We start from the raw sequence: 21,653 nt of genomic DNA on the forward strand, positions 1-21,653 counted from the left end.
CATCCGGCCCCAGCCCGCTCAGCGGCCGAACGCCTGCCAGACCGCGACGACGAGCGCGCCCACGGCCGTGATCGCGGCGATCGAGGGCAGTGGCCAGCGGGCGTGTTCCAGGGAGGTGAGCCGGGCGCCGAGGTCGTCCACCGTCTTGGCGGCCTCCTCGGTGCGATGGTTGAGCAGCGTCAGTCCGCCCTCGACGCGGGCGTAGGCGACGTCGAGCCGGCGCCGCAGGTCGGCCAGTTCACCGTTCACGACGGGCTGCTCGGAATCGGCGGTCACGAGTCCGCTCCTTTCCGTGCTCGTAGGGACGCGCACCTCATCCGTTTGCATGCGCATGACGAGTCAACCCGCCTGGTGGACGGGAGGGGAGCGTGTGCGCGGGGCATATGCGAGCCCGCCCCGCACACGCCGTGTGAACACCGCGGACCCGGCACCCGCGTCAGGTGCCGGGTCCGTGCACGGACGGCCCCGCCGGGGCCCCGGGGCCGCGCCCCGGCCGGTGGCCCCGCCGTACGCCCGGATCAGGCGTAGCTGTAGAAGCCCGAGCCGCTCTTGCGGCCCAGGCGGCCGGCGTCGACCATGCGCTGGAGCAGCGGGGGAGCGGCGTAGAGGGGTTCCTTGTACTCCTCGTACATCGAGAAGGCGACCGAGGCGACCGTGTCCAGGCCGATCAGGTCGGCCAGCTTCAGCGGGCCCATCGGATGGGCGCAGCCCAGCTCCATGCCGTTGTCGATGTCCTCGCGGCTGGCGATGCCCGACTCGAACATCCGGATCGCGGAGAGCAGGTACGGGATCAGCAGCGCGTTGACCACGAACCCCGAGCGGTCCTGGGCCCGGATCGAGTGCTTGCCCAGCACCTTCTCGGTGAAGAGCTGGGCCCGGCTGAGCGTCCCCTCGGAGGTGGTCAGCGCCGGGATCAGCTCGACCAGCTGCTGCACCGGGGCGGGGTTGAAGAAGTGGATGCCGATGACGTGGTCGGGCCGCGAGGTGGCGACCGCGAGCCGGACCAGCGGGATCGAGGAGGTGTTGGAGGCGAGGATCGCGTCCGGGCGGGTGACGACCTGGTCGAGGACCTGGAAGATCTCCGTCTTGACCTGTTCGTTCTCCACCACGGCCTCGATCACCAGGTCCCGGTCGGCGAACTCGCCGAGGTCGGTGGTGAACCCGAGCCGCGCCTGCGTGGCCGCCCGCTCGTCCTCGGTGATCTTCCCGCGCTCGGCGGCCTTGGCCAGCGAGTTGAACAGCCGGGTACGCCCTATCTCCAGGGCCTCCCCGGTGGTCTCGGCGACCATCACCTCCAGACCGGCGCGGGCGCACACCTCGGCGATGCCCGCACCCATCTGACCGCAGCCGACCACGCCGACGCGCGCGATATCTCCCGAGAAGACGGTCACATCGTCCCTTTCGCTGTCCTACGGCACCGGCAGCCCGCCGGGGGTCCGGCGTCTGCTCCGATCGTGCACGTTACCCTCGCCGTGCCGTCGATCGGTCCGCCGGGTCGGGCATGCTGTGCCCCTGGGACGATCCGTGACCGAGCGGATCCGGAGCGTTTTGGGGTCATTTATGAGTCTTCCCATGCGCCGGCTGTCACGCCGTGCGTTCGCGGTGGCCGCCGTGTCCGCCCTCACCATGGCGCCGCGGGCCTCCTCGGCACCGGGACGGCGCGACGCCGGGACGAGGGGCGCGGGCGCCGACGGCAAGAACGCCGACACGACCGAGATGCGGGGCATGTGGCTGGCCACCGTCGCCAACCGGGACTGGCCGTCCCGGCCGGGGCTGTCCGCCGCCGACCAGCGGGGGGACCTGCTCAGGTACCTGGACACGGCGGTGAAGTACCGCCTCAACACGGTCTTCTTCCAGGCCCGGCCCGCCGCCGACGCGCTGTGGCCCTCGCCGTACGAGCCGTGGTCGGAGTGCCTGACCGGTGTCCAGGGCCGCGATCCCGGCTGGGACCCGCTGGGCACGGCCGTGGCCGAGGCCCACGCCCGCGGACTGGAACTGCACGCCTGGTTCAACCCCTACCGGGTCGCCAACCACGACGACCCTTCCCGGCTCGCCGCCTCCCACCCCGCCCGCAGGCACCCCGACTGGGTGGTGAAGTACGGCGGCAAGCTCTACTACAACCCCGGGCTGCCCGAGGTGCGCGCCTTCGTGCAGGACGCGATGTTCGACGCGGTGCGCCGTTACGAGGTGGACGGCGTCCACTTCGACGACTACTTCTACCCGTACCCGGTGGCCGGGCAGAGCTTCGACGACGCGAGCGCCTACGACACCTTCGGGAGCGGCTTCGGCAGCCGGGCCGACTGGCGGCGGGACAACATCGACCGGCTGGTGCGGGAGACCGCGGACCGGGTGCGGCGGGTCCGGCCGGCCGCGCAGTTCGGGATCAGCCCGTTCGGGGTGTGGCGCAACGCCGGCACCGACCCGCGCGGCTCGCAGACCCGGGCGGGCGTCCAGACCTACGACGACCTGTACGCCGACACCCGCACGTGGGTCCGTGAGGGCTGGCTCGACTACATCGCGCCGCAGCTGTACTGGAACATCGGCCTGGACGCCGCCGACTACGCCGAACTGCTGCCCTGGTGGGCCGCGACGGCCCGGGACAGCCGCACCAAGCTGTACATCGGCGAGGCGCTGTACAAGGCCGGTGACACGGCGCAGCCGGCCGCCTGGCAGGAGCCGGGCGAGCTGTCCCGGCACCTGACGCTGGCCCAGGACCACCCCGAGGTGCGCGGGCACGTCTTCTTCGGCGCGCGGGACGTGGCCGCGAACCCCCTCGGCGCGATGGCGCGGGTGACCGCCGACCACTACCGGCAGCAGGTGCGGCCTCCGCGCTGAGCGGGCCTAGAGCTGGGTCTCCTTGTGCCGGATCTCGGTGTCCGGGCCGGGTGAGCACACGGCCTCGTGCCCGTCCTCGAAGCGGACGCGGTACGGGGGGCTGCCCGCCCGGCCCAGCACCTCGACGATCTCCGCCTTCCTGTCCTGCTGCCCGACCACCCGGCCGTGCTGGACAAGCTGGTCACCCACAGTCGCGTGCATGGGCGGGGCCTCCTCACCGTCGCGGGAGCAGCGGTCCGTGGTGTCGAGTCTACGGCGGTCAGGGGGGCGGAGCCTTTCCTCGCGCACCGGACGGCCCGTCAGCCCCGGGCGCGCTGGGTGACCGCGATGCACACCAGCACCGCGACGGCCGTGAGCGGCGCCGCCACCGGCAGGTGCTCGCCCAGCAGCAGGACCGACCAGACCAGGGTCAGCAGCGGCTGCGCCAGCTGCAACTGGCTGGCCTTGGGGATGCCGATGGCGGCCATGCCCCGGTACCAGACGACCAGACCGAGGAATTGCGAGCCCACCGCCACCCACAGCAGCCCGGCCACCCCGTGCGCGGTCAGGCGGACGGGCTCGACGGCCAGCGCCACCGCCGCGGCCGGCACGGTCAGCGGCAGGCAGAGCACCAGCGCCCAGCCGATCACGTGCCAGCCCGGCATGACCCGGGCCAGCCGGCCGCCCTCGGTGTACCCGGCCGCGCACACCAGCAGCGCCGCGAACAGACAGGCGTCGGCCGCCGTCAGCGCCCCGCCGCTCTGCTGCACGGTGAACGCGACCACCGCCGCGGCGCCCGCCAGCGCCGCGATCCAGAAGGTGCGCGAGGGGCGGGTGCCGACCCGCAGCGCGGACAGCAGGGCCGTGGTCAGCGGCAGCAGGCCGACCACGACGGCGGCGTGCGCGGTGGTGGAGGTCTCCAGGGCCAGCGTGGTGAGCAGCGGGAAGCCCAGGACCACGCCCGCGGCGACGACCGCGAGGCCGGACCAGTGCCGGCGCTCGGGCGGCGGTATCCGCATCGCCAGCAGACAGCTCCCCGCGATCACGGCCGCCAGCACGCTCCGCACGGCCACCAGCGACCAGGTGCCGAAGCCCTCCAGGCCCCAGGCGGTGGCGGGGAAGGTGAGGGAGAAGGCGACGACGCCGAGCGCGGCCTGGAGGGTGCCCGCGGACCGCTTCTCCGCGGGGACGTCGACCGCTATCGGTGCCGTACTGGTAGCGCTACTCTGTGCTCTCATGCATGAGCGTAGCAGCGTGGACGAGTTGGCGGACCTCCTGCGGCGGGAGCTGAACCGCTACTCACCCGGTGGAAAGCTGCCGTCGAGCCGGGCCCTGGTCGAACGGTTCCGGGTGAGTCCGGTGACCGTCTCCCGGGCGCTGGCCCGGCTCGCCGCCGAGGGCCTGGTGGTCACCCGGCCCGGCGCCGGGGCCTTCCGCGCCGCGCCGCACGCCCCCACCGCCCCGGCCGGGGACACCTCCTGGCAGGAGGTCGCGCTCAGCGCCGACGGCGCCACCGACCTCGTACCGCGCTCGGTCGACGCCTCGGGTGTGCTGGTGTCGCTGGCCGCGCCGCCGCCCGGGGTGACCGAGTTCAACGGCGGCTATCTGCACCCCTCCCTCCAGCCCGAGCGGGCCCTCGCCGCGGCCCTGGCACGGGCCGGCCGCCGCCCCGGCGCGTGGGGCCGGCCGCCGATGGAGGGGCTGCCGGAACTGCGCGAGTGGTTCGCGCGCGGCATCGGCGGACCCGGCGGCACCGTCACCGCCGCCGAGGTGCTGATCACCGCCGGCGGCCAGTCCGCGCTGACCACCGCGCTGCGCGCGCTCGCCCCGCCCGGCGCCCCGGTCCTCGTCGAGTCCCCGACCTACCCCGGCATGCTGGCCATCGCCCGCTCCTCGGGGCTGCGGCCCGTCCCGGTCCCGGTGGACGCCGACGGGGTGCGCCCCGCGCTGCTCGCCGACGCCTTCCGGGCCAGCGGCGCCCGGGTCCTGGTCTGCCAGCCGCTGTTCCAGAACCCGACCGGCGCGGTGCTCTCCACCGCCCGGCGCGCCGAGGTGCTGCGGATCGCGCGGGCGGCGGGCGCGTTCGTCGTCGAGGACGACTTCGTGCGGCGGCTGGTGCACGAGGACGCCGGGCCGCTGCCGCCGCCGCTGGCCGCCGACGACCCGGACGGCGTGGTCGTCCACGTCAGTTCCCTGACCAAGGCCACCTCGCCGAGCTTCCGGGTCGGCGCGCTGGCCGCCCGGGGGCCGGTGCTGAGCCGGCTGCGCGCGATCCAGGTGGTCGACAGCTTCTTCGTGCCCCGCCCCCTCCAGGAGGCCGCGCTGGAACTCGTCGGCTCGCCCGCCTGGCCCCGCCATCTGCGGACGATCTCGGCCGAGTTGCGCACCCGCCGGGAGACGATGACCGCCGCGCTGCGCCTGCACCTGCCCGAGCTGGCCCTGCCGCACGTGCCGGCCGGCGGCTACCACCTGTGGCTGCGGCTGCCCGAGGACACCGGGGAGGCCGCGCTCAGCGCCGCCGCCCTGCGCGCGGGGGTCGCGGTCACCCCCGGCCGCCCCTACTTCAGCGCCGAGCCCCCGGCCGGGCATCTGCGGCTGAGCTTCGCCGCGGTCGCCGGGACCGGCGAGATCGGCGAGGGCGTACGACGCCTGCGGGCGGCGCGGGACGAGGTGGCCGGCCGCGCCGCCCCCTGAGCGGCGGGCCCGGCGGCGCGGAAAACGGCTCGACGGCCGCGCCCCCGTCCTGCGAGCCTCCCCGCATGACCGACACGCCCGCCCTCCCCGAGGGCTACGAGATCTCCGCCGACCCCGCCCGCCTGGACACCGGCCGGGTGCACCACTGGCTGTCCACCGACGCCTACTGGGCGGTCGGCCGTTCCCGCGAGAAGCAGGACCGGGCGATCGCCGGCTCGCTCAACTTCGGGGTGTACGCGGCGGTGCCGGGGGAGCAGGTCGCCTACGCCCGGGTGATCACCGACCGGGCGACCTTCGCGTACCTCTGCGATGTGTACGTCGACCGGTCGGTGCGCGGCAAGGGCATCGGGACGGCGCTGGTGGCGGCCGTCCGCGAGCACCTGCGCCCCTTCGGCCTGCGGCGCACCGTGCTCGCCACGGACGACGCGCACGGTGTCTACGCCCGGCTCGGGTTCGCGCCGCTGGAGCGCCCGGAGCAGTGGATGGCACTCACCTCCGGGGCGTGACGCCCCGCCTCCGGCTACCGCGCGTGACCACGGGTAACCCCTCTTGACCGGGTTGGTCCACGGCAGCACCATCGGCCCATGTCGCTTCGCGTCACGTTCGTCGCGGCCGCGCGCAGCGCACCCCTGCGCGCGGAACGGTTCGAGGACGACCGGCCGTTGGACCGGGACGGCTGGGGACAGGTCGAACGTGCCGCCCCCGGTCTGCTGCGGCTCGCGGCGGCGGAGCTGCGCTACTGCTCACCGGCCCCCCGCAGCCGTGCCACCGGCACCGGCCTCGGCTACGCCCCGCTCGTCCAACTCGCCCTGCGGGACTGCGACATGGGCCGCTGGCGCGGGCTGACCCTGGCCGAGGCGAGTGCGCGCGAGCCGGCCGCCGTGGCCGCCTGGCTGGCCGACCCGCTGGCCGCCCCGCACGGCGGGGAGCCGCTGTACGGCTTCATCGGCCGGGTCGGCGGCTGGCTGGACACCCGGCCCGTGGAGGACGGTGGCGCGGTGGTCGCGGTGGCTGAGCCCTCGGTGATCCGGGCGGCCCTGGTGTACGCGCTGAACGCGCCGCCCGCCGCGTACTGGCGGCTCGACGTGCGTCCCCTGTCGGCGGTCGGCGTGGTCGGCCGGGCGGGGCGGTGGCGTCTGCGCTTCGACGGCACGCCGGTTCAGCGCTCGATCCCGTAGGCGGACCCGGTCCCGGCCCCGCCCGCCTCCCGTACGTAGTCCGTGGCCAGCAGCAGGTCCTTGGCGGGGCCGCCCACCCGCCACACCGTCCGCCAGCGGTCCGCGCCCGCGACGGTGAACTCGCCCCGGTAGAGGTCGGCGGCGCACGGATGGTCGGCGACGCACCGGCCCGTGGCCAGATCGAGGCCGTGGAAGGGGCGGCCGTCGGCGAACCGCACGTCGGCCGTGCCCGGCGCCGCGCCCGGCAGGAAGCGCAGCGTCCGCTCGGCGGGCCGGGTCACGCCCCGCCAGGTGAACGCGCCCGACTCCAGGTGCAGCAGCCCGGCGCCCTCCGCGGGCGGCCGGAACACCGTCGTCCCCGCGAACCGGCCCTCGTCCCCGCTCGCCAGATCCCGTACCGACCGCTCCACCCGCCAGCTCCCGGCGAGATAGGCCAGCACGTCCGGCACCGGCCAGAACCCGTCCGCGCGCCCGTCCATCCGTCCGTCTCTCCGCCTCATCCGTCTCTCCGCCTCGTCCGTCTTCGCGTCTGGTCCGTCCCGCCGCCTCAGATGATCCTGCGCGACCCATTGACGCCCCTCGGCCCCCTCCCTATCTTCTCCGTTCGAAGTGCTGATCAATGTCCGATATTTCGAACGAACAGTCTGGCACAGGTCCAGACAGAGCCGCGGAGTATCCATGTCACGCACGTACCGCACCCGTCTCCGACTCGGTCTGTCCGCGACGGCCCTGCTGACCGCGACCGCCCTGGTCCCGGTCCCGGCGCACGCCGAGGCGGTCACCGACTACGCGATCACCGTCGATCCGGACGCCACGGGTGCCGCGATCGGCGACACGATGTACGGCGTCTTCTTCGAGGACATCAACCGGGCGGCCGACGGCGGCCTCTACGCCGAGCTGGTTCAGAACCGCTCCTTCGAGTACTCCACCGCCGACAACGCCGCCTACACCCCCCTGACCTCCTGGACGGCGGACGGCACGGCCGAGGCCGCCGACGACGCCGGCCGGCTCGACGACCGCAACCGCACCTACCTGAAACTGGCGGCCGGCTCGTCCGTCACCAACGCCGGTTACAACACCGGCATCCGCGTCGAGCGGGGCAAGCGGTACGACTTCTCGGTGTGGGCCCGTGCCGAGGCCGGCACCACCCTGACCATCGGCCTGAAGGACGCGGCCGGCACCCTCGCGGGTGCCCGCCAGGTCACCGCGGAGGGCGGCTGGCGCAAGTACACCGCCACCCTCACCGCCACCCGCACCAGCAACCGCGGTCGCCTCTCCGTCGCCACCACCGCGGACGCCGCCCTCGACATGGTGTCCCTCTTCCCGCGCGACACCTACAAGGGGCAGCCCAACGGCCTGCGCAAGGACCTCGCCGAGAAGATCGCGGCCCTCGACCCCGGCTTCGTCCGCTTCCCCGGCGGCTGCCTGGTCAACACCGGCTCGATGGAGGACTACAGCGAGGCGTCCGGCTACCAGCGCAAGCGCGCCTACCAGTGGAAGGACACCGTGGGCCCGGTGGAGACCCGCGCCACCAACGCCAACTTCTGGGGATACAACCAGAGTTACGGCCTCGGCTACTACGAGTACTTCCGCTTCGCCGAGGACATCGGCGCCATGCCCCTGCCCGTCGTCCCCGCCCTGGTCACCGGCTGCGGCCAGAACAGGGCCACCGACGACGAGGCCCTGCTCCAGCGGCACATCCAGGACACCCTGGACCTCATCGAGTTCGCCAACGGCCCCGCCGGCTCCACCTGGGGCAAGGTCCGCGCGCGGATGGGCCACCCCGAGCCCTTCCACCTCACCCACCTCGCCGTCGGCAACGAGGAGAACCTCCCCGAGGCCTTCTACGCCCGCTTCGCGAAGTTCCGCGCCGCGATCGAGGCGGAGTACCCCGACATCACCGTCGTCTCCAACTCCGGCCCCGACGACTCCGGCACCACCTTCGACACCGCCTGGCGCCTCAACCGGGAGGGCGGCGTCGACCTGGTCGACGAGCACTACTACAACAGCCCCGAGTGGTTCCTCCAGAACAACGACCGCTACGACTCCTACGACCGCCGGGGCCCCGAGGTCTTCCTCGGCGAGTACGCCTCCCAGGGCAACGCCTGGAGGAACGCCCTGTCCGAGGCCGCCTACATGACCGGTCTGGAACGCAACGCGGACATCGTGAAACTCGCCTCGTACGCGCCGCTGCTCGCCAACGAGGACTACGTCCAGTGGCGCCCGGACCTGATCTGGTTCAACAACCGCGCCTCCTGGAACTCGGCCAACTACGAGGTGCAGAAGCTGTTCATGAACAACACCGGTGACCGGGTCGTCCCCTCCACGGCCACCACCACGCCCGCCGTCAGCGGCCCCATCACCGGCGCCGTCGGCCTGTCGACCTGGGCGACGAGCGCGGCCTACGACGACGTGCGGGTGACCGCGGCCGACGGCCGCTCCCTGTTCGCCGACGACTTCTCCGGTGACGCCTCCCGGTGGACGCACTCCGGCGCCGGCAGCTGGAGCGTCCAGGACGGCCAGTACGCGCAGACCGACGAGACCGCCGAGAACACCCTGGTCACCGCGGGCGACCCCGCCTGGCAGAACTACGACCTGCACGTCAGGGCCACCAAGAAGGCCGGCAAGGAGGGCTTCCTCGTCGCCTTCGGCGTCAAGGACACCGGGAACTACTACTGGTGGAACCTGGGCGGCTGGAACAACACCCGGTCCGCCGTCGAGCAGGCCGTCGACGGCGGCAAGTCCACCCTGATCGACAAGGCCGGCTCCATCGAGACGGGCCGGGCCTACGACATCGACGTCAAGGTCCGGGGCCGGCAGGTCACCCTCTACCTCGACGGCGAGGAGTGGGGCTCCTTCACCGACGACAAGCCGGCCGAGCCCTTCCGGCAGGTCGTCACCGAGGACGTGCGCACCGGTGACCTGATCGTCAAGGTCGTCAACGCCCAGGACACGTCCGCCCGCACCGCCGTCGACCTCGGCGGCGCGCGGGTCGCCTCCCGGGCCCGCGTCACCACGCTCGCCGCCGGCCAGGACGCGGTGAACACCGAGACGGACACCCCGGTCACGCCGGTCACGTCCACCTTCAGCGGCGTCGCGGCGACGTTCTCGTACACGTTCCCGGCGAACTCGGTCACCTTCCTGCGGATCAGGCAGCGCTGACCCCGCAATGATGATCACGGGAGCTAAGCTCCCCTGCTCATGAGTCCCATGGAACTGTGGAGGCGGGCGCGCCGGGCCGACGGTCCGGCGGCGCCCGTCGTCTGCGTGGCGAACTCCCTGCTGGGATGCCTGCTCCTGCTGCTGGCGATCGGCGTGTTCACCGACCCCGCCACCCGGGCCGAGGAGAGCGCCCTCCAGGGCCTCGGCCTGCGGATCTTCCTCTCCTGGCTGCTGGGCGGGGCCGTCCTGTTCGCGGTCCTGGGCATGGCGCGCACCCTGCTCTGGCACGTCACCGCGCTGCTCCTCGCGCCCGGTCTGCTCGTCGCGGGGCTGCTGGTGCTGTGACGGGCCGTGTGACCGCGAATGTTAGTTGGCGGATCATGAGCTGAACTAAGCAGGTCAGGAATGCCTGGAGAAGGCTTGTTGAGCTGTACTGAGATTCGTGGAGTCCCTGATGTCAGGGTTACGATCCTGGCGAAGGAGATCCACGAGCAACATGCCTGCACCACGTAAGTACCCGGATGAACTCCGGGAGCGCGCAATCCGCGAGGTCCGCACCACCGGCCGCCCCATCGCGCACGTCGCGAAGGATCTGGGCATCCACAAGGAAGCCCTGCGTGGCTGGGTCCGCCAGGCCGAGGCTGATCACGGCGAACGCGATGACCGGCTGACCAGCGCCGAGCGCGATGAACTGAAGCACCTGCGCAGAGAAAATGCCGAGTTGAAGCGGGCGAACGAGATCCTGAAAGCTGCGTCCGTGTTTTTTGCCCAGGAGATCGACCGTCCCCGGACGAGGCCGAGCAGGTGATAGACCACCTGCGTGACAGAGGTCTCGGGGTCGATCCGCCCTTCGGCGCAAGGGCCACGAGGTGGCCCGCTGCACCGTCGAGCGGCTGATAGCCGAGCTGGGCCTGGAGGGCGTCATCCGCGGCCGGCGCCGCCGCACCACCATTCCGGAGCCGTCGGCACCCCGCCCGCCGGACCTGGTCGACCGCGACTTCACCGCCTTGCGGCCCGACCAGCTGTGGGTGGCGGACATGACGTACGTCCGCACATGGTCCGGCTGGGCATACGTGGCATTCGTCCTGGACGTGTACTCACGGATGACCGTCGGCTGGCAGGTCGCGAACCACATGCGGACCGAACTCCCGCTGGACGCACTGGAGATGGCGTTGTGGAGACGGAAGATCAAGAAGAACTCCGGCCTCATTCATCACAGCGACCGCGGGTCGCAATACGTATCAATTCGATACACCGACCGGCTGTCCGGCATCGGCGCCTCCGCATCGGTCGGCTCAGTCGCTGACTCGTACGATAACGCGATGGCCGAGGCCCTTAACGGCACCTTCAAGGCCGAGCTCATCGAGATGCAGGGCCCCTGGAAGGACGTCGACCAGGTCGAGCGGGCGATCTTCCAGTGGATCACCTGGTACAACGAAGAACGTCTCCACTCCGCACTCGACTACGTATCGCCCGCCGAGTACGAACAAGCCTTCTGGCGGACCCAGGAGCAAACCCCGCAGTCCGCCTGAACCATCAAGATTGGACTCTACGAAACTCTGGGCAGCTCATGTTGGCGGATCTTGAGAGGGTTAGTTGGCGGATCGTGATTGTGGACGCTCACTGTGCGTGAGTGTCTGGTGTGGCGGTCCGACGTCCTGCACGGCCTGACCGGGTGCTATCAGCACCTTGATGGAGCCGCCCAGGCCTCTCGCGCGCCATCCGCCTGCCCTGGGAATCGGCGACTCGGGCACGATCGGGAGCGGTAACTACACCTCCCGAGCCCTCCGTCCTGTACCCCGACGTTGCGGCCTGCGGCAGCTTCGCCACAGCGCTGCCTCGGTGCCGTCCCCGTCACGTCCCCGGACTTCGCTCTGCTGCGCCACCGGTCGGCGGTGGCCACTCGGAGCAGATAGTCGGGTTCGCTCGAACAGGTGCCCGCCACCTTCACGGCGGGGCAGGCGCCACGGCCTTCGAAGAGACCGTGCGCGCTGTCCGGCCGTGAAGGTGGCGGGCACCTGTTGTCCCTTCAGCGCGTGTCAGTGTGGGTGGGCGGGGTGGTGTGTCCACCGGGCTGCTTGGAGGGTGTTGGCCATGAGCATGGCGATGGTCATGGGGCCGACGCCGCCCGGTACGGGGGTGATGAGGCTGGCGATGCTGTTGAGTTCGCCGGCGCGGACGTCGCCGGTGAGGCCGGTGGGTGTCCGGTGGATGCCGACGTCGATGACGGTGGCGCCGGGTTTGACGTGTTCGGGACCGATCAGGCCGCATATGCCGGTGGCGACCACGAGGATGTCGGCGGTCCTTGTCACGGCCGTGAGGTCGGTGGTGTGGCGGTGGGCGAGGGTGGTGGTTGCGTCGCGGAGCAGGAGGAGCTGGGCCATGGGGCGGCCAACGAGCTGGGACCGTCCGACCACGACGGCGTGCGCACCTTTGGTGGGAACGCCTGCGGAGTTGAGGAGTTCGATCACACCGCTGGGGGTGCAGGGGCGCAGGCCGTATTCGCCGCGTGCCAACAGGCCGGCGCTCGCGGTGGTCAGGCCGTCGACGTCCTTGCCTACCGGGATGCGGTCGATCAGCGAGGCGGCGTCCAGTTGTCCGGGAAGCGGGAGCTGGAGGAGAATTCCGGAGATGTGCGGGTCGGCGGCCAACTCGTCGATGCATGCGGCGACCTGCTTCTGCGTCGCGCCCTGGGGCAACGACCGGTGTACGTCGCGCATGCCGGCCTCGCGCACGGAGCGCCGCTTGTTGGCAACGTACACGGTGCTGGCGGGGTCGTCGCCGACCAGGACCGTGGCGAGGGCGGGAGGGGGGGTTTCCGGTGGCGATGTGGGAGGCGACGTCCTCGGCGACTTTGGTAAGGACGTCGCGTGCGATCTTCTTGCCGTCGATGACGGTCGTCATGGTCGAGCCGTCTTCCTGTGAGGTGCCTGTCAGGCGAAGACGATGGTGTGGTTGCCGTTGCGGATGACGCGGTCCTGGCTGTGCCATTGCACCGCGCGGGAGAGGACGGCTCGTTCCACGTCCGCCCCGCGGCGCTGGAGTTCGGCGGTCGTGTCGGCGTGGGTGACGCGGACGACGTCCTGTTCGATGATCGGGCCTTCGTCGAGGTCCTCGGTGACGTAGTGGGCTGTCGCGCCGATGAGCTTGACGCCGCGTTCCTTGGCCTTTGCGTAGGGGCCGGCTCCGATGAAGGCGGGCAGGAAGGAGTGGTGGATGTTGATGATGGGGACGCCGGTCCGGGCAATGAAGTCGCCGGAGAGGATCTGCATGTAGCGGGCGAGGACGATGAAGTCGACATTGCCCTGGAGGAGCCGCAGATGCTCGGCCTCGGCGGCGGACTTGTCCGGTCCGGACGAGGGGACGTGGAAGAAGGGGATGTTGAAGCTGCGGACCTCTTCGGCCGTGTCGGGGTGGTTGGAGATCACCATGGAGATGGTGACGGGGAGCTGGCCGTTGCGGTGGCGCCACAGCAGGTCGAGCAGGCAGTGATCGGATTTGGAGGCGAAGATGGCCACCCGCTGGGGGACCGACAGGTCCCGGAGTGTGAACTCCAGGCCGAAGTCTTTGGCCAGTTGTCCGGTGAGGTCTGCCTCGATCGAGGGGAGTTCGGCCTTGATGTGGCCGAGGCTGAAGACGGTGCGCTGGAAGAACGCGCCGCCCTGCGGGTTGTCGGAGTACTGGTCGAGGGAGACGATGTTCGCGCCGTGATGGCTGAGGACGGAGCCGACCGCGGCGACGATGCCGGTTCGGTCCGCGCCCTTGACGATCAGCGAGGCGTGCTGCGGTGCGGGCTTACGCGGAGTGGCGTGTACCGGGGCCTCCTGCGGCAGCGTCATGTCAGTTCCCTTCCCGTGCGGAGAAATCGGCGATCCACTGGGACGTGGCTCTGATCCCGCCGAAGGTGTAGAAGTGCAGCTTGAGGACGCCGTGGCGCTTTGGGTCGTAGCCGTCGGCCAGGGCTCGGAGGAAGCGGTCGGGACCGGCAGTTCCCATCAGGTTGGTGAGGGAGAACCCGTACTTTTTTGCGATTGATGTGCTGGTGCCGACTCCGAAGCGCGTGGCGTACGTCATGAGCCGCTTGATTCCGGCCGGGCCGGGGACCCCGATGCGAACCGGGGTGCCGATGCCCCGTCTGCGTATCTCCTCGGCCCAGGTGAGGATCGGGGCGACGTCGAATCCGAACTGGGTGATGATGTCGCCGGTCAGGCCCTGCTGGGCCAGGACCGCGGTCTTGTCCTCGATCGCGGTCCAGAGCACGGGGTCGGGGATGGTGGGGTGGCCTTCGGGGTAGCCGCTGATACCGACGTGCCGTGCGCCGTAGCCCTGTAGGAGCCCGGACCAGATGAGCGCGAGGGAGTCCTCGTAGGGGCCGTGAGAGGTGGTGGGGTCGCCGCCGACGACGAAGACGTTGTCGGCGATGCCCTCGGAGCGAAGCGCGGCGAGGAATTCCTCAAGTTCTGCTTTCGAGCGCAGTCGGCGGGCCGAGATGTGAGGGACGGGGATGTACCCGAGTCGCTGGACGGCGCGGGCCGCGGCGAGCCGCATGCCGAGGTCCTCGTTGCCGAGGAAGGTGACGTTGATCCGGGTGCCGGGGGGTATGTGGGTTCGGGCCTCTTCGAGCTTCGGGACGTCCTTGCCCGTCATTTCCAGGGAGAAGTCCTTCAGAAGGGAGGCGAGGCCCGGAGCGGGCGCGGTGGGGAGGGAGTCCATGCTGTCCTCATTCGCGGGTTCTCCTCCGGGGCGCACGGGGTAGCCGCTGAGGAGGGTGGCAGGGTGCCGGGCCCAGCACGCCGCCCTCGGGCGGGGTGCGGGGTAGTGCCGGCGTAGGTGTGGGTCAGGCGTTGCGCCGGTACTGGGTGCGTGCGTGGTCGTCGTAGGGCACGGGGTGGACGGTGGCGCGGACGCGCGGGAGGTCGAGGTGGGCGCCGGGGTCGGTGCCCGGTCCCGGATGCTCTCCCCATACGACCGTCACTTCGGTGCCGGGCTGGGCGTGCTCGTGGTCGATTAGCGCCAGGGAGAGGACCGTGCCGGTCCGGTCGAGGGAGTCCGACTGGAAGGTCACCCCTGCCAGTGCGGTACCTGCTTCCACCCGGTTGCGTGCGTAGGTGTGCACGAAGTCCGGGTTCCGGCCGAGGGCCTTGGCCAGGTCCTCGGGGTCGAGGACGAGGGTGACCTTCGTGCGCCGGACGCTGTCCTTGGCCGCCTTCAGTGCCTCGCGGCCGATGAAGTCGTGGTTGAAGGAGACCCCCTTGCCGTAGCCCAGTTCGTAGGGCGAGCAGTAGAAGTCCTCGATGTTCTCGGAGAAGAAACTCCCGTGCAGCGGCTGTTGCCCCTCGATCCCGTACAGGGGCACGTACTCGCGGTAGTCGGCCAGGGCCGGATCGGTGTAGATGGCCGGGGTCGGTGTCGCGATCCAGCCGCTTTCCAGGCTGGCGGTGGGGTAGGCGAGAGCTCCGACGTGCACGAGGCCGAACTGCTCGCCCGCGCTCATCAGCGCTTCCTTCACGGCCGCGGCGTGCTCCCACGGGCCGACGAATTCGAAGCCGGGCTGGCCGGCCATTCCGTGTCGCAGGGCACGGAAGTGCATCGCGCCGAGCGAGACCGCGCAGGAGTGGAAGAACTTGGTCGGCGGCATCGGTCCGCCGAAGACCTCTTCGACGAGAGCGCCCGCCAGCGGTCCCTGTACCTGGTAGCGGAAGAGCGTCGGACAGGCCTCGCCGCGGAACGCCGAGGACGGGTCGGTGACGAACTCGACGTCGTACCCGCCCTTCTGCGCGTGGTACTTGACCCAGTTCTGCGCGGCGGGAACCCCGCTGAGGGTGTAGGTGTGCTCTGCGTCGCGCATCAGGATCCCATCCGTGACGATGTTGCCGTCCGGAGCCACGGGTATGAACTGCTTGGCCTGGCTGACTGCGAACTTCTCGTAGTTGTTCGCGCTCACCGCCGCCAGCAGACGGGTGGCGTCACGTCCTTCGATACGGGTGTCGGACATGTGGTGGGACAGGTCCGAGAGGGACACCGCGGTGTGCCATGCGGCCTGTTCCTGCCGCCAGCCCGCGTACTCGGGCTGGATGACCTCGGGAGTCCAGGCATCGGGGTCGCGCTTCCACAGCAGCTTCACGGGCGAGCCCGCCTGGTGGATGCCGTCCTGGAGACTGGGTGCTGACATGAGTTGTCCCTTTCGCTTTCAACTGTCTCCGCGAGACGCGGCTCAGGTGTGTGTTCTGATTTGGCCCGGCGGGTACGGCCGGGCCCGGCCACCCCTCGGCCCCGCCCAACGCCGGCGTGCGGGCCCCGGTCTCACGCATACGGACGAGAAGTCAGGTCCTTCGTTTTCGTCACGTGCGGTGCCGCGCATGGGCACGGCCGATCCGTGCCGCAGCACTGTCCACGTCGGCCGATGCGGCACCGGAGGCTGTCCGCGAGGTTGTCGCGGCGGCCACGGCCCGGCCGGTCGCGTTGCGGGGACGGCGCAGCAGGATCGCGGCTGCCGCGGCGGCCAGCAGAGTGAGCGCCGCGGCGACGATCAGGCACAGCCGCAGACCGTCGAGGAAGGCATCGCTCACGGCTCCCAGTGCCTGACCGGTGCCCGCGCCCAGATCCATCCGGGTGACCGCGCCCAGCCCACCTGACTGGGCGGCCTCCACGATGTTCTGCCGGGCCGCTCCCTCGATTCCGGCGTCGGCAAGGTGGCCGGGGAAGGTGTGAAGAGCCCGTGAGGTGAGAAGTGCGCCCATGACGGCAGGGCCGAGCGCCCCGCCAACCTGCCGGAATGCGTTGTTGCCGGCCGCAGCCATACCGGCCAGATGATGAGGCACCGATGCGACGGCGGTCGCCGTCATGGGCGTCAGGACGCCGCCCATACCCACCCCCAACACGACCAGCCGCCACATGACGGAGAGGAACGACGTGTCCGCGTCGACGGTGGTCAGCGAGACCAGCGAGCCGGTGACGACGAGCAGCCCGACCGTGATCAGGGTTCCTGCGGGGATCCGGTGCATGAGACGCCCGACAGGACCGCCGACCACGATCGCTGCGGCAGTGACCATCAGCAGGCGCCAACCGGCCTGGAGGGTATCGAGCTGCTGGACCATCCCGAAATAGAGGCTCAGCAGGAAGAAGAAGCCGATCAGTGCCATGAAAGTGATCATCGCGACCAGAGTGGTGGCCGTGAACGCCGCGCTGCGGAACAGCTTCAGATTCAACATCGGGCTCTCGCTGCGCCGCTCGGCCAGGACGAAGGCGACCGAGCAGGCTACCGCGACGAACAGCGCCACCAGGACCTTGGCATCGGTGAAGGAACCGGCCCCACCCTCGATCACCCCGTACACCAGCGCCGTGATCGCCAGCGCGGCGGTGAGCTGGCCAGGCCAGTCCAGCCGTCGCCCGTGCGGAGCGCGCGAGTCAGTCAGCAGCCGGGCCGCGAAGACCGCCGCGAACAGCGAAACGGGAATGACCAGCAGGTAGATCCACCGCCAGGCGGCGTGTTCCAGAATGACACCGGCGATCAGCGGGCCCACGGCCAGCGCCGTCAGGAGCGAAGTGGCCCACAAACCGATGAACTTGCCCCGCTCCCGATGGTCGGGCACCGCGTGACTGATCAGAGACAGCGTCGTGGGCAGAAGGGCGGCGGCCCCCAGCCCGGCCAGGGCCTGACCGACCCACAGAACCTGTATCGACTGGGCGCTCAGCGCGACAGCGGCGCCCACGGCGGAGAGCAGCAGGCCCGCCTGGAACACCTTCTTGCGCCCATGGACGTCGCCGAACACGCCGGCGGACAGGATGAACGCCGCCATGGGCAGAACGAACGCGCTCTGCACCCACGCGAGCTGAGAAGTCGAGGCGCCCAGCGCCCCCTGGATGGCAGGCAGGCTCACCGAGACAGTCGTCACCGGCAAGTAGGCAATGAACACGCCCAGACAAGCCATGGCGAGCGTTGCCGCCCGGTCGGCCGGCCTGCTCGCCGAAGATGTGTCGTTCACGAAACTCCCCTGCGGCGCAGCGCGCCGCGATTGATGCCCAGCGGGGATCCCCCCGTCCGAGCGGCCGTTTTCGTCCGAGGGCCCGGACCGAGCTGACGCCCACGCAGGCCCGATGGAGGCGTGCCCGCACCGGACAAACCCTCGACCCAGCATCAGCGAGAACGGGAAGAAACAACGACGCACATGCCGATACTGAAGAGAAATCCACACGCAGGACCTGCCTCGTGGCACACTTCCACCGTGATAGACGATGTCGACATGCAAATCCTCCGCGCCGTGCAGTACGCGCCGCGTGCTCCGTTCCGGCTCATCGGCGAAGTGAGCGGAGTATCGGAGCAGACCGCCGCCCGCCGCTACCACGCCCTGCGCCGCAGCGGCGTGATGCGTGTCGTCGGCCTGGTAAATCCCGCCGTGCACGGAGACGCACAGTGGATCGCCCGCATCCGATGCCGGCCCGACCGCGTCGGCCCCCTCGCCGGTGCCCTTGCCCGCCGCCCCGACATCGCCTACGCCAGCATCGCCTCCGGCGGCTCGGAGATCATCTGCATCATCCGCTCACCACTCGACGCCCCACGAGAGGACATGCTCCTCCAACAACTGCCAAGGTCCGCCGCCGTGCTCGACGTGAGCATCGACCTGCTCATCCACCCCTTCGGCAGCACCGACACAGCTGGCTGGACAGGCTACGGAGGACACCTCACCCCCGAGCACAAACACCTGCTGGCCGGCGGCCCGCGCCCCGCCCCGGCCGGGCCGCTACTGCCCCCCACCGCCGACGACGCCCCACTCCTCGACAGCCTTTCCGAGGACGGCCGCACCACCCATACACAGCTCGCCGAACTCACCGGCTGGTCCAAGGGCCGTATCGCCCGCCGCCTGGAGGCCCTGGAAAACTCCGGCACTCTCTCCTACGACATTGACCTGCTGCCCGAACGCCTCGGCTACCACCTCACCGCCACCCTCTGGCTACGCACCGCCCCTACTCGTCTCCAGCAGACCGGAGACGAGATCGCCCGACACGACGAGGTCGCCTTCACCGGAGCCACCAGCGGAAACCACAACATGATGACCATCGTCGTCTGCCACGACGCCGAAGACCTGTACCGCTACCTCACCACCCGCCTCGGAGCCACCCCCGGCATCGACGCCTACCAGGTCAGCATCCGGACCCGCCGCCTCAAACAGGCTGCCTCCCTCATCTCCCACGGCCGCCTCGTCCACCCTGCACCCGCCTAGCTAGCGTGCTTTGACCGCACAGGTTCACCGATCGAGGTGACGTCTGGGCCCGGGGGGCGTCGAGGCAGGGCTGCCCTACAGCCCCAGTTACCCCCGGAACTCGGCGTCCCCGCCGTACGCCGCGACAAGCTGCTCAAGGTGACTCGAGTCCGATCGGATATTTGCCCTAGCTACCTCGCTCACCCCAACTGATCACAACGCAGCGTTGCGGAAGCAAGATCTGTGCTCCCTTCGGCGCAGGTCGCCGACAGATAGAGGGAGCTGGTTGGCGGATTGAGCTGCCCCGAGTTTCGTAGAGTCCAATCTTGATGGTTCAGGCGGACTGCGGGGTTTGCTCCTGGGTCCGCCAGAAGCCAGGGCTGGGACAGCCTGCGGGGGCGAGGGATGCTTCCCGGGCGGACCAGCGCCCGGGCAAGGGCGGGGTAGCGATCGGCGTAGGACCTGAGCGTCAGGGCGTCGGCGTCCGCGGGGGTCATCCGGGTCACGTCGGCGAAGGCCTGCAGGCGAGCCGACTGCATCGTCAGCAGATGTGCCGCTGAGGCCCTGGCATGGGGATCATCTGGAGAAATCAGCGTGACGCGCCGTGCCAACTGGTACGGAGTCAGGTCCAGTCGGTGAGTCAGGCGGAGAAGGAAGCCGGGCAGGCTCTCCCCGGGCAGGGGGTCAAGGCTCCTAGGCAGCGGGGCTTGGGCGGCAGGCATGGGTCACCCCGTCCTGTCGTCGGCAGTGCGTGGCCCGTGATCGTCGAAGACGGTGTTGCGAGACCGGCGCTGCACGCCGGAGGACCGGCGAGCGACGGGCGCCGTGGCCGCGGGGACGGGTTCGTCGGGGGCGTCGGTCATCTCCTCCCGGCGCAGGACGATCTCGTCGAGCAGGTCCTCGTCGAGGACCTCTCGGCCGCTGTCCATCGCTTCCTGGGCGCCGTCCTCGATGAGCCGCCCGAGCAGTCCGACAACGCCGCCGGTGCGGCGTATCAGGTATTCCGGCATGGTGCCGTCGGTGAGCATGCCCCGTTTCGCGTTCAGCAGCCGCAGGTGCTGCTCGATCCCGTACAAGTGGTTGACGAACGCCTGGATCTGTTTCGGCGTGGTGTAGCGGAAGCGGTCGAGTTCGATCAGCTCGAAGCGGTGCTCTGTCTGGGTGATCTCCAGGCCGTGGATGCGGGTCGACTCCAGCGGGGGCATCTCCCACTGTCCGGACCTCTTGTTCCATTTGGCCTCCCGCAGCAGCCGATTCCGGGGATGGTGACGGCGGTGAGGATCAAGGTGACGTCCAGACTCATGAAGGCCCGGATCAGGTCGAGGACGTCCTGGTCGTCGGCCCGGTGCATGCGCAGCCGGCTGACATCGTCCAGGATCACCGCCTTGACGCCGTGGTCGTGCAGGGAGTCGGCGACTTGGCGTACCAGTTCCGGGAGAGTCGCCGATTTGCGCATCTCGGCGCGGAAGAAGCCCAGGATCGAGGCGCAAAGGCTCTTCGGTGTCGCCGGCACCGGAGTCGAGACGTAGACGACCGGCGCGTGGATGTCACGGGTGCCCGGCAGAGTCCCGGGCTTGAGGTAGCTGTGCATCTGCAGCCAGTGGTCCTCGAAGACGGCCGCAGTCGAGCAGACGGATGCCGTCTTGCCGTAGTTGCCCCAGCCGCTGACCATGACGCCGGCGCGTGTGGGGTCGTCCTGCTTCATCGTGTTCCCGCGCAGTCGGCGCCGGATCTGCCTGCCGACCTTGTCGTGCATGGGGGTGTCCTGCAGCGGGAGGTTCGCGTTCGTCAGGTGGCGGAAGAGGTCGTAGTCCGCGCGGCGGCTTTCCGGGATCGTCCTCCACTGCTGCAGTGAGATCGCCGGGGCGGGAAGGAGCAGGCCGCGGCATGAGCGGTAGCTCTGCCAGCCGACGTAGGTGTCGCGCGGCGGGTGCCCGCCCAGGGTCAACTCGGCGATCTTGGCTCGTGAGGGCAGGCCCTCCATCTGATCAGCGTGCGAGGGGGCTCGGTTCATGCGTCGTCCTCCTGGCCAGTTGTCTCGGCGTCTGCGTCGTCGTGCGGCGGCGGCAGGAACATGGGCCGCCGGTTCAGGGCCTCGTGCAGCGTCGGTGGAGCCACCGGCCGGGTTCCGGCGAGTGCTTCTTCCCGTCGTCGGCGGCGGTCGCTGTCGACCGCCCGGTCGATCATGCGGGCGTGCTCCGCCCATGCCGCAGGCATCCGCGCCGCAGACGGCTCGTCCGCTGGGGCCGGCTCGGCGGGACGGTCGGCCGCCGCGGTCTGCGCGCGGGCGATCTCACGGGCCTGGGCGACGCGTCGCTTCTTCCCGGCGTTCTTCTCGGCCTGGCTCGGCCATTGGTCGACGGGGGTGACCGAGCCGAGGATTCCGAGCAGATGCTCCAACAGCTCGTTCTCGGAATGGATCTTGATGTTGTTCGCCTTCACGTGTCCCAGGAGAGCGTCGGCGGTCTTGTCGGAGAAGGCGGGAATCTCGCCCTCGGGCGGCGGCCCCCGCCAGCGCAGGACCGCTCCATCTGGTCCTCGGCCAGGTCGGCCAGAGTGCTGGGCTGCCGGACGACCGGCGCCGGCCGCTCCGGCGCTTCGGCCG

21 protein-coding genes and 1 pseudogene are annotated in these 21,653 nt (G+C 70.5%); 8 read left to right on the forward strand and 14 right to left on the reverse strand.

Features of this window, described 5'->3' with window-relative positions; all coding sequences use genetic code 11:
- Window positions 1-18 precede the first annotated feature (18 nt).
- Window positions 19-276, reverse strand: a complete 258-nt coding sequence (locus Sdagh_RS01970; RefSeq protein ID WP_189418758.1) for a hypothetical protein — start codon at window positions 274-276, stop codon at window positions 19-21.
- A 242-nt stretch (window positions 277-518) separates the two neighbouring features.
- A complete protein-coding gene (locus tag Sdagh_RS01975; RefSeq protein WP_189418760.1) occupies window positions 519-1,391 on the reverse strand; it encodes a 3-hydroxybutyryl-CoA dehydrogenase in 873 nt (290 codons plus the stop codon).
- Between the two features lie 181 nt (window positions 1,392-1,572).
- On the opposite strand from Sdagh_RS01975, the gene Sdagh_RS01980 reads away from it, so the two are divergent.
- Window positions 1,573-2,835 (forward strand): glycoside hydrolase family 10-like protein, encoded by a 1,263-nt coding sequence (locus Sdagh_RS01980; protein WP_189418763.1) that lies wholly within the window; start codon window positions 1,573-1,575, stop codon window positions 2,833-2,835.
- A gap of 6 nt (window positions 2,836-2,841) precedes the next feature.
- On the opposite strand, the gene Sdagh_RS01985 is transcribed toward Sdagh_RS01980, so the two are convergent.
- Entirely contained in the window at window positions 2,842-3,036 is a 195-nt protein-coding gene (locus tag Sdagh_RS01985; RefSeq protein WP_189418765.1) for a DUF1918 domain-containing protein, read from the reverse strand.
- 98 nt (window positions 3,037-3,134) lie between these two features.
- A complete protein-coding gene (locus Sdagh_RS01990; RefSeq protein ID WP_189418767.1) occupies window positions 3,135-4,052 on the reverse strand; it encodes a DMT family transporter in 918 nt (305 codons plus the stop codon).
- On the opposite strand from Sdagh_RS01990, the gene Sdagh_RS01995 reads away from it, so the two are divergent.
- The 3 genes from Sdagh_RS01995 to Sdagh_RS02005 all read left to right on the forward strand — a co-directional run bounded on the left by Sdagh_RS01995 (window position 4,051) and on the right by Sdagh_RS02005 (window position 6,686).
- Window positions 4,051-5,508, forward strand: a complete 1,458-nt coding sequence (locus Sdagh_RS01995; RefSeq protein ID WP_190009776.1) for an aminotransferase-like domain-containing protein — start codon at window positions 4,051-4,053, stop codon at window positions 5,506-5,508. The genes Sdagh_RS01990 and Sdagh_RS01995 overlap by 2 nt on opposite strands.
- Before the next feature lie 65 nt (window positions 5,509-5,573).
- Complete coding sequence (locus tag Sdagh_RS02000) at window positions 5,574-6,014, forward strand: GNAT family N-acetyltransferase (protein WP_189418772.1); 441 nt, start codon at window positions 5,574-5,576, stop codon at window positions 6,012-6,014.
- Between the two features lie 78 nt (window positions 6,015-6,092).
- Entirely contained in the window at window positions 6,093-6,686 is a 594-nt protein-coding gene (locus tag Sdagh_RS02005) for a histidine phosphatase family protein (protein ID WP_190077577.1), read from the forward strand.
- On the opposite strand, the gene Sdagh_RS02010 is transcribed toward Sdagh_RS02005, so the two are convergent.
- Window positions 6,668-7,186, reverse strand: a complete 519-nt coding sequence (locus Sdagh_RS02010) for a DUF6314 family protein (RefSeq protein ID WP_226534435.1) — start codon at window positions 7,184-7,186, stop codon at window positions 6,668-6,670. The two genes, Sdagh_RS02005 and Sdagh_RS02010, sit on opposite strands and share 19 nt — an antisense overlap.
- A 178-nt stretch (window positions 7,187-7,364) precedes the next feature.
- Between Sdagh_RS02010 and Sdagh_RS02015 the strand changes: the two genes are divergently transcribed.
- The 3 genes and pseudogenes from Sdagh_RS02015 to Sdagh_RS02025 all read left to right on the forward strand — a co-directional run bounded on the left by Sdagh_RS02015 (window position 7,365) and on the right by Sdagh_RS02025 (window position 11,380).
- Window positions 7,365-9,848, forward strand: coding sequence for an alpha-L-arabinofuranosidase family protein (locus tag Sdagh_RS02015; protein ID WP_190077576.1), 2,484 nt, complete (start codon window positions 7,365-7,367; stop codon window positions 9,846-9,848).
- Between the two features lie 39 nt (window positions 9,849-9,887).
- Window positions 9,888-10,193, forward strand: coding sequence for a hypothetical protein (locus Sdagh_RS02020; RefSeq protein WP_226534437.1), 306 nt, complete (start codon window positions 9,888-9,890; stop codon window positions 10,191-10,193).
- Window positions 10,194-10,344: 151 nt separating this feature from the next.
- Window positions 10,345-11,380: pseudogene (locus tag Sdagh_RS02025) on the forward strand (IS3 family transposase).
- A 507-nt stretch (window positions 11,381-11,887) separates the two neighbouring features.
- Here Sdagh_RS02025 and Sdagh_RS02030 read toward each other — a convergent pair.
- From Sdagh_RS02030 to Sdagh_RS02050, 5 genes are all read right to left on the reverse strand, one after another.
- Window positions 11,888-12,610, reverse strand: a complete 723-nt coding sequence (locus Sdagh_RS02030; RefSeq protein WP_229879841.1) for a bifunctional 5,10-methylenetetrahydrofolate dehydrogenase/5,10-methenyltetrahydrofolate cyclohydrolase — start codon at window positions 12,608-12,610, stop codon at window positions 11,888-11,890.
- A gap of 171 nt (window positions 12,611-12,781) precedes the next feature.
- On the reverse strand, window positions 12,782-13,687 hold the full coding sequence (purU, locus tag Sdagh_RS02035; RefSeq protein ID WP_190077575.1) for a formyltetrahydrofolate deformylase: 906 nt from the start codon (window positions 13,685-13,687) through the stop codon (window positions 12,782-12,784).
- A 1-nt stretch (window position 13,688) separates the two neighbouring features.
- The gene (locus Sdagh_RS02040) at window positions 13,689-14,561 is read right to left on the reverse strand and encodes a methylenetetrahydrofolate reductase (RefSeq protein WP_190077574.1); all 873 of its coding nucleotides are present in this window, start codon (window positions 14,559-14,561) and stop codon (window positions 13,689-13,691) included.
- A 124-nt stretch (window positions 14,562-14,685) separates the two neighbouring features.
- Window positions 14,686-16,020, reverse strand: a complete 1,335-nt coding sequence (locus Sdagh_RS02045) for an aminomethyl transferase family protein (RefSeq protein ID WP_190077573.1) — start codon at window positions 16,018-16,020, stop codon at window positions 14,686-14,688.
- Window positions 16,021-16,189: 169 nt separating this feature from the next.
- The gene (locus Sdagh_RS02050) at window positions 16,190-17,833 is read right to left on the reverse strand and encodes a DHA2 family efflux MFS transporter permease subunit (RefSeq protein WP_190077572.1); all 1,644 of its coding nucleotides are present in this window, start codon (window positions 17,831-17,833) and stop codon (window positions 16,190-16,192) included.
- Window positions 17,834-18,073: 240 nt separating this feature from the next.
- Here Sdagh_RS02050 and Sdagh_RS02055 point away from each other — a divergent pair, with 240 nt between their 5' ends.
- Window positions 18,074-19,069, forward strand: coding sequence for an Lrp/AsnC family transcriptional regulator (locus Sdagh_RS02055; protein ID WP_190077571.1), 996 nt, complete (start codon window positions 18,074-18,076; stop codon window positions 19,067-19,069).
- 179 nt (window positions 19,070-19,248) lie between these two features.
- Here Sdagh_RS02055 and Sdagh_RS36820 read toward each other — a convergent pair whose 3' ends face one another.
- The 4 genes from Sdagh_RS36820 to Sdagh_RS02075 are packed head-to-tail and all read right to left on the reverse strand — an operon-like array spanning window position 19,249 to window position 21,490.
- A complete protein-coding gene (locus Sdagh_RS36820; RefSeq protein WP_190077570.1) occupies window positions 19,249-19,770 on the reverse strand; it encodes a TniQ family protein in 522 nt (173 codons plus the stop codon).
- A gap of 3 nt (window positions 19,771-19,773) precedes the next feature.
- Window positions 19,774-20,253 carry a hypothetical protein gene (locus tag Sdagh_RS02065; RefSeq protein WP_226534440.1) on the reverse strand — a complete coding sequence of 160 codons (480 nt, stop codon included), beginning with the start codon at window positions 20,251-20,253 and terminating at the stop codon, window positions 19,774-19,776.
- Complete coding sequence (locus Sdagh_RS02070; RefSeq protein ID WP_226534442.1) at window positions 20,184-21,062, reverse strand: TniB family NTP-binding protein; 879 nt, start codon at window positions 21,060-21,062, stop codon at window positions 20,184-20,186. Before Sdagh_RS02070 ends, Sdagh_RS02065 begins: the two co-directional genes overlap by 70 nt.
- Window positions 21,059-21,490, reverse strand: coding sequence for a hypothetical protein (locus Sdagh_RS02075; protein WP_190077569.1), 432 nt, complete (start codon window positions 21,488-21,490; stop codon window positions 21,059-21,061). Before Sdagh_RS02075 ends, Sdagh_RS02070 begins: the two co-directional genes overlap by 4 nt.
- Window positions 21,491-21,653 lie beyond the last annotated feature (163 nt).

This window comes from Streptomyces daghestanicus (genome assembly GCF_020521275.1).
Lineage (GTDB): Bacteria > Actinomycetota > Actinomycetes > Streptomycetales > Streptomycetaceae > Streptomyces > Streptomyces griseoviridis.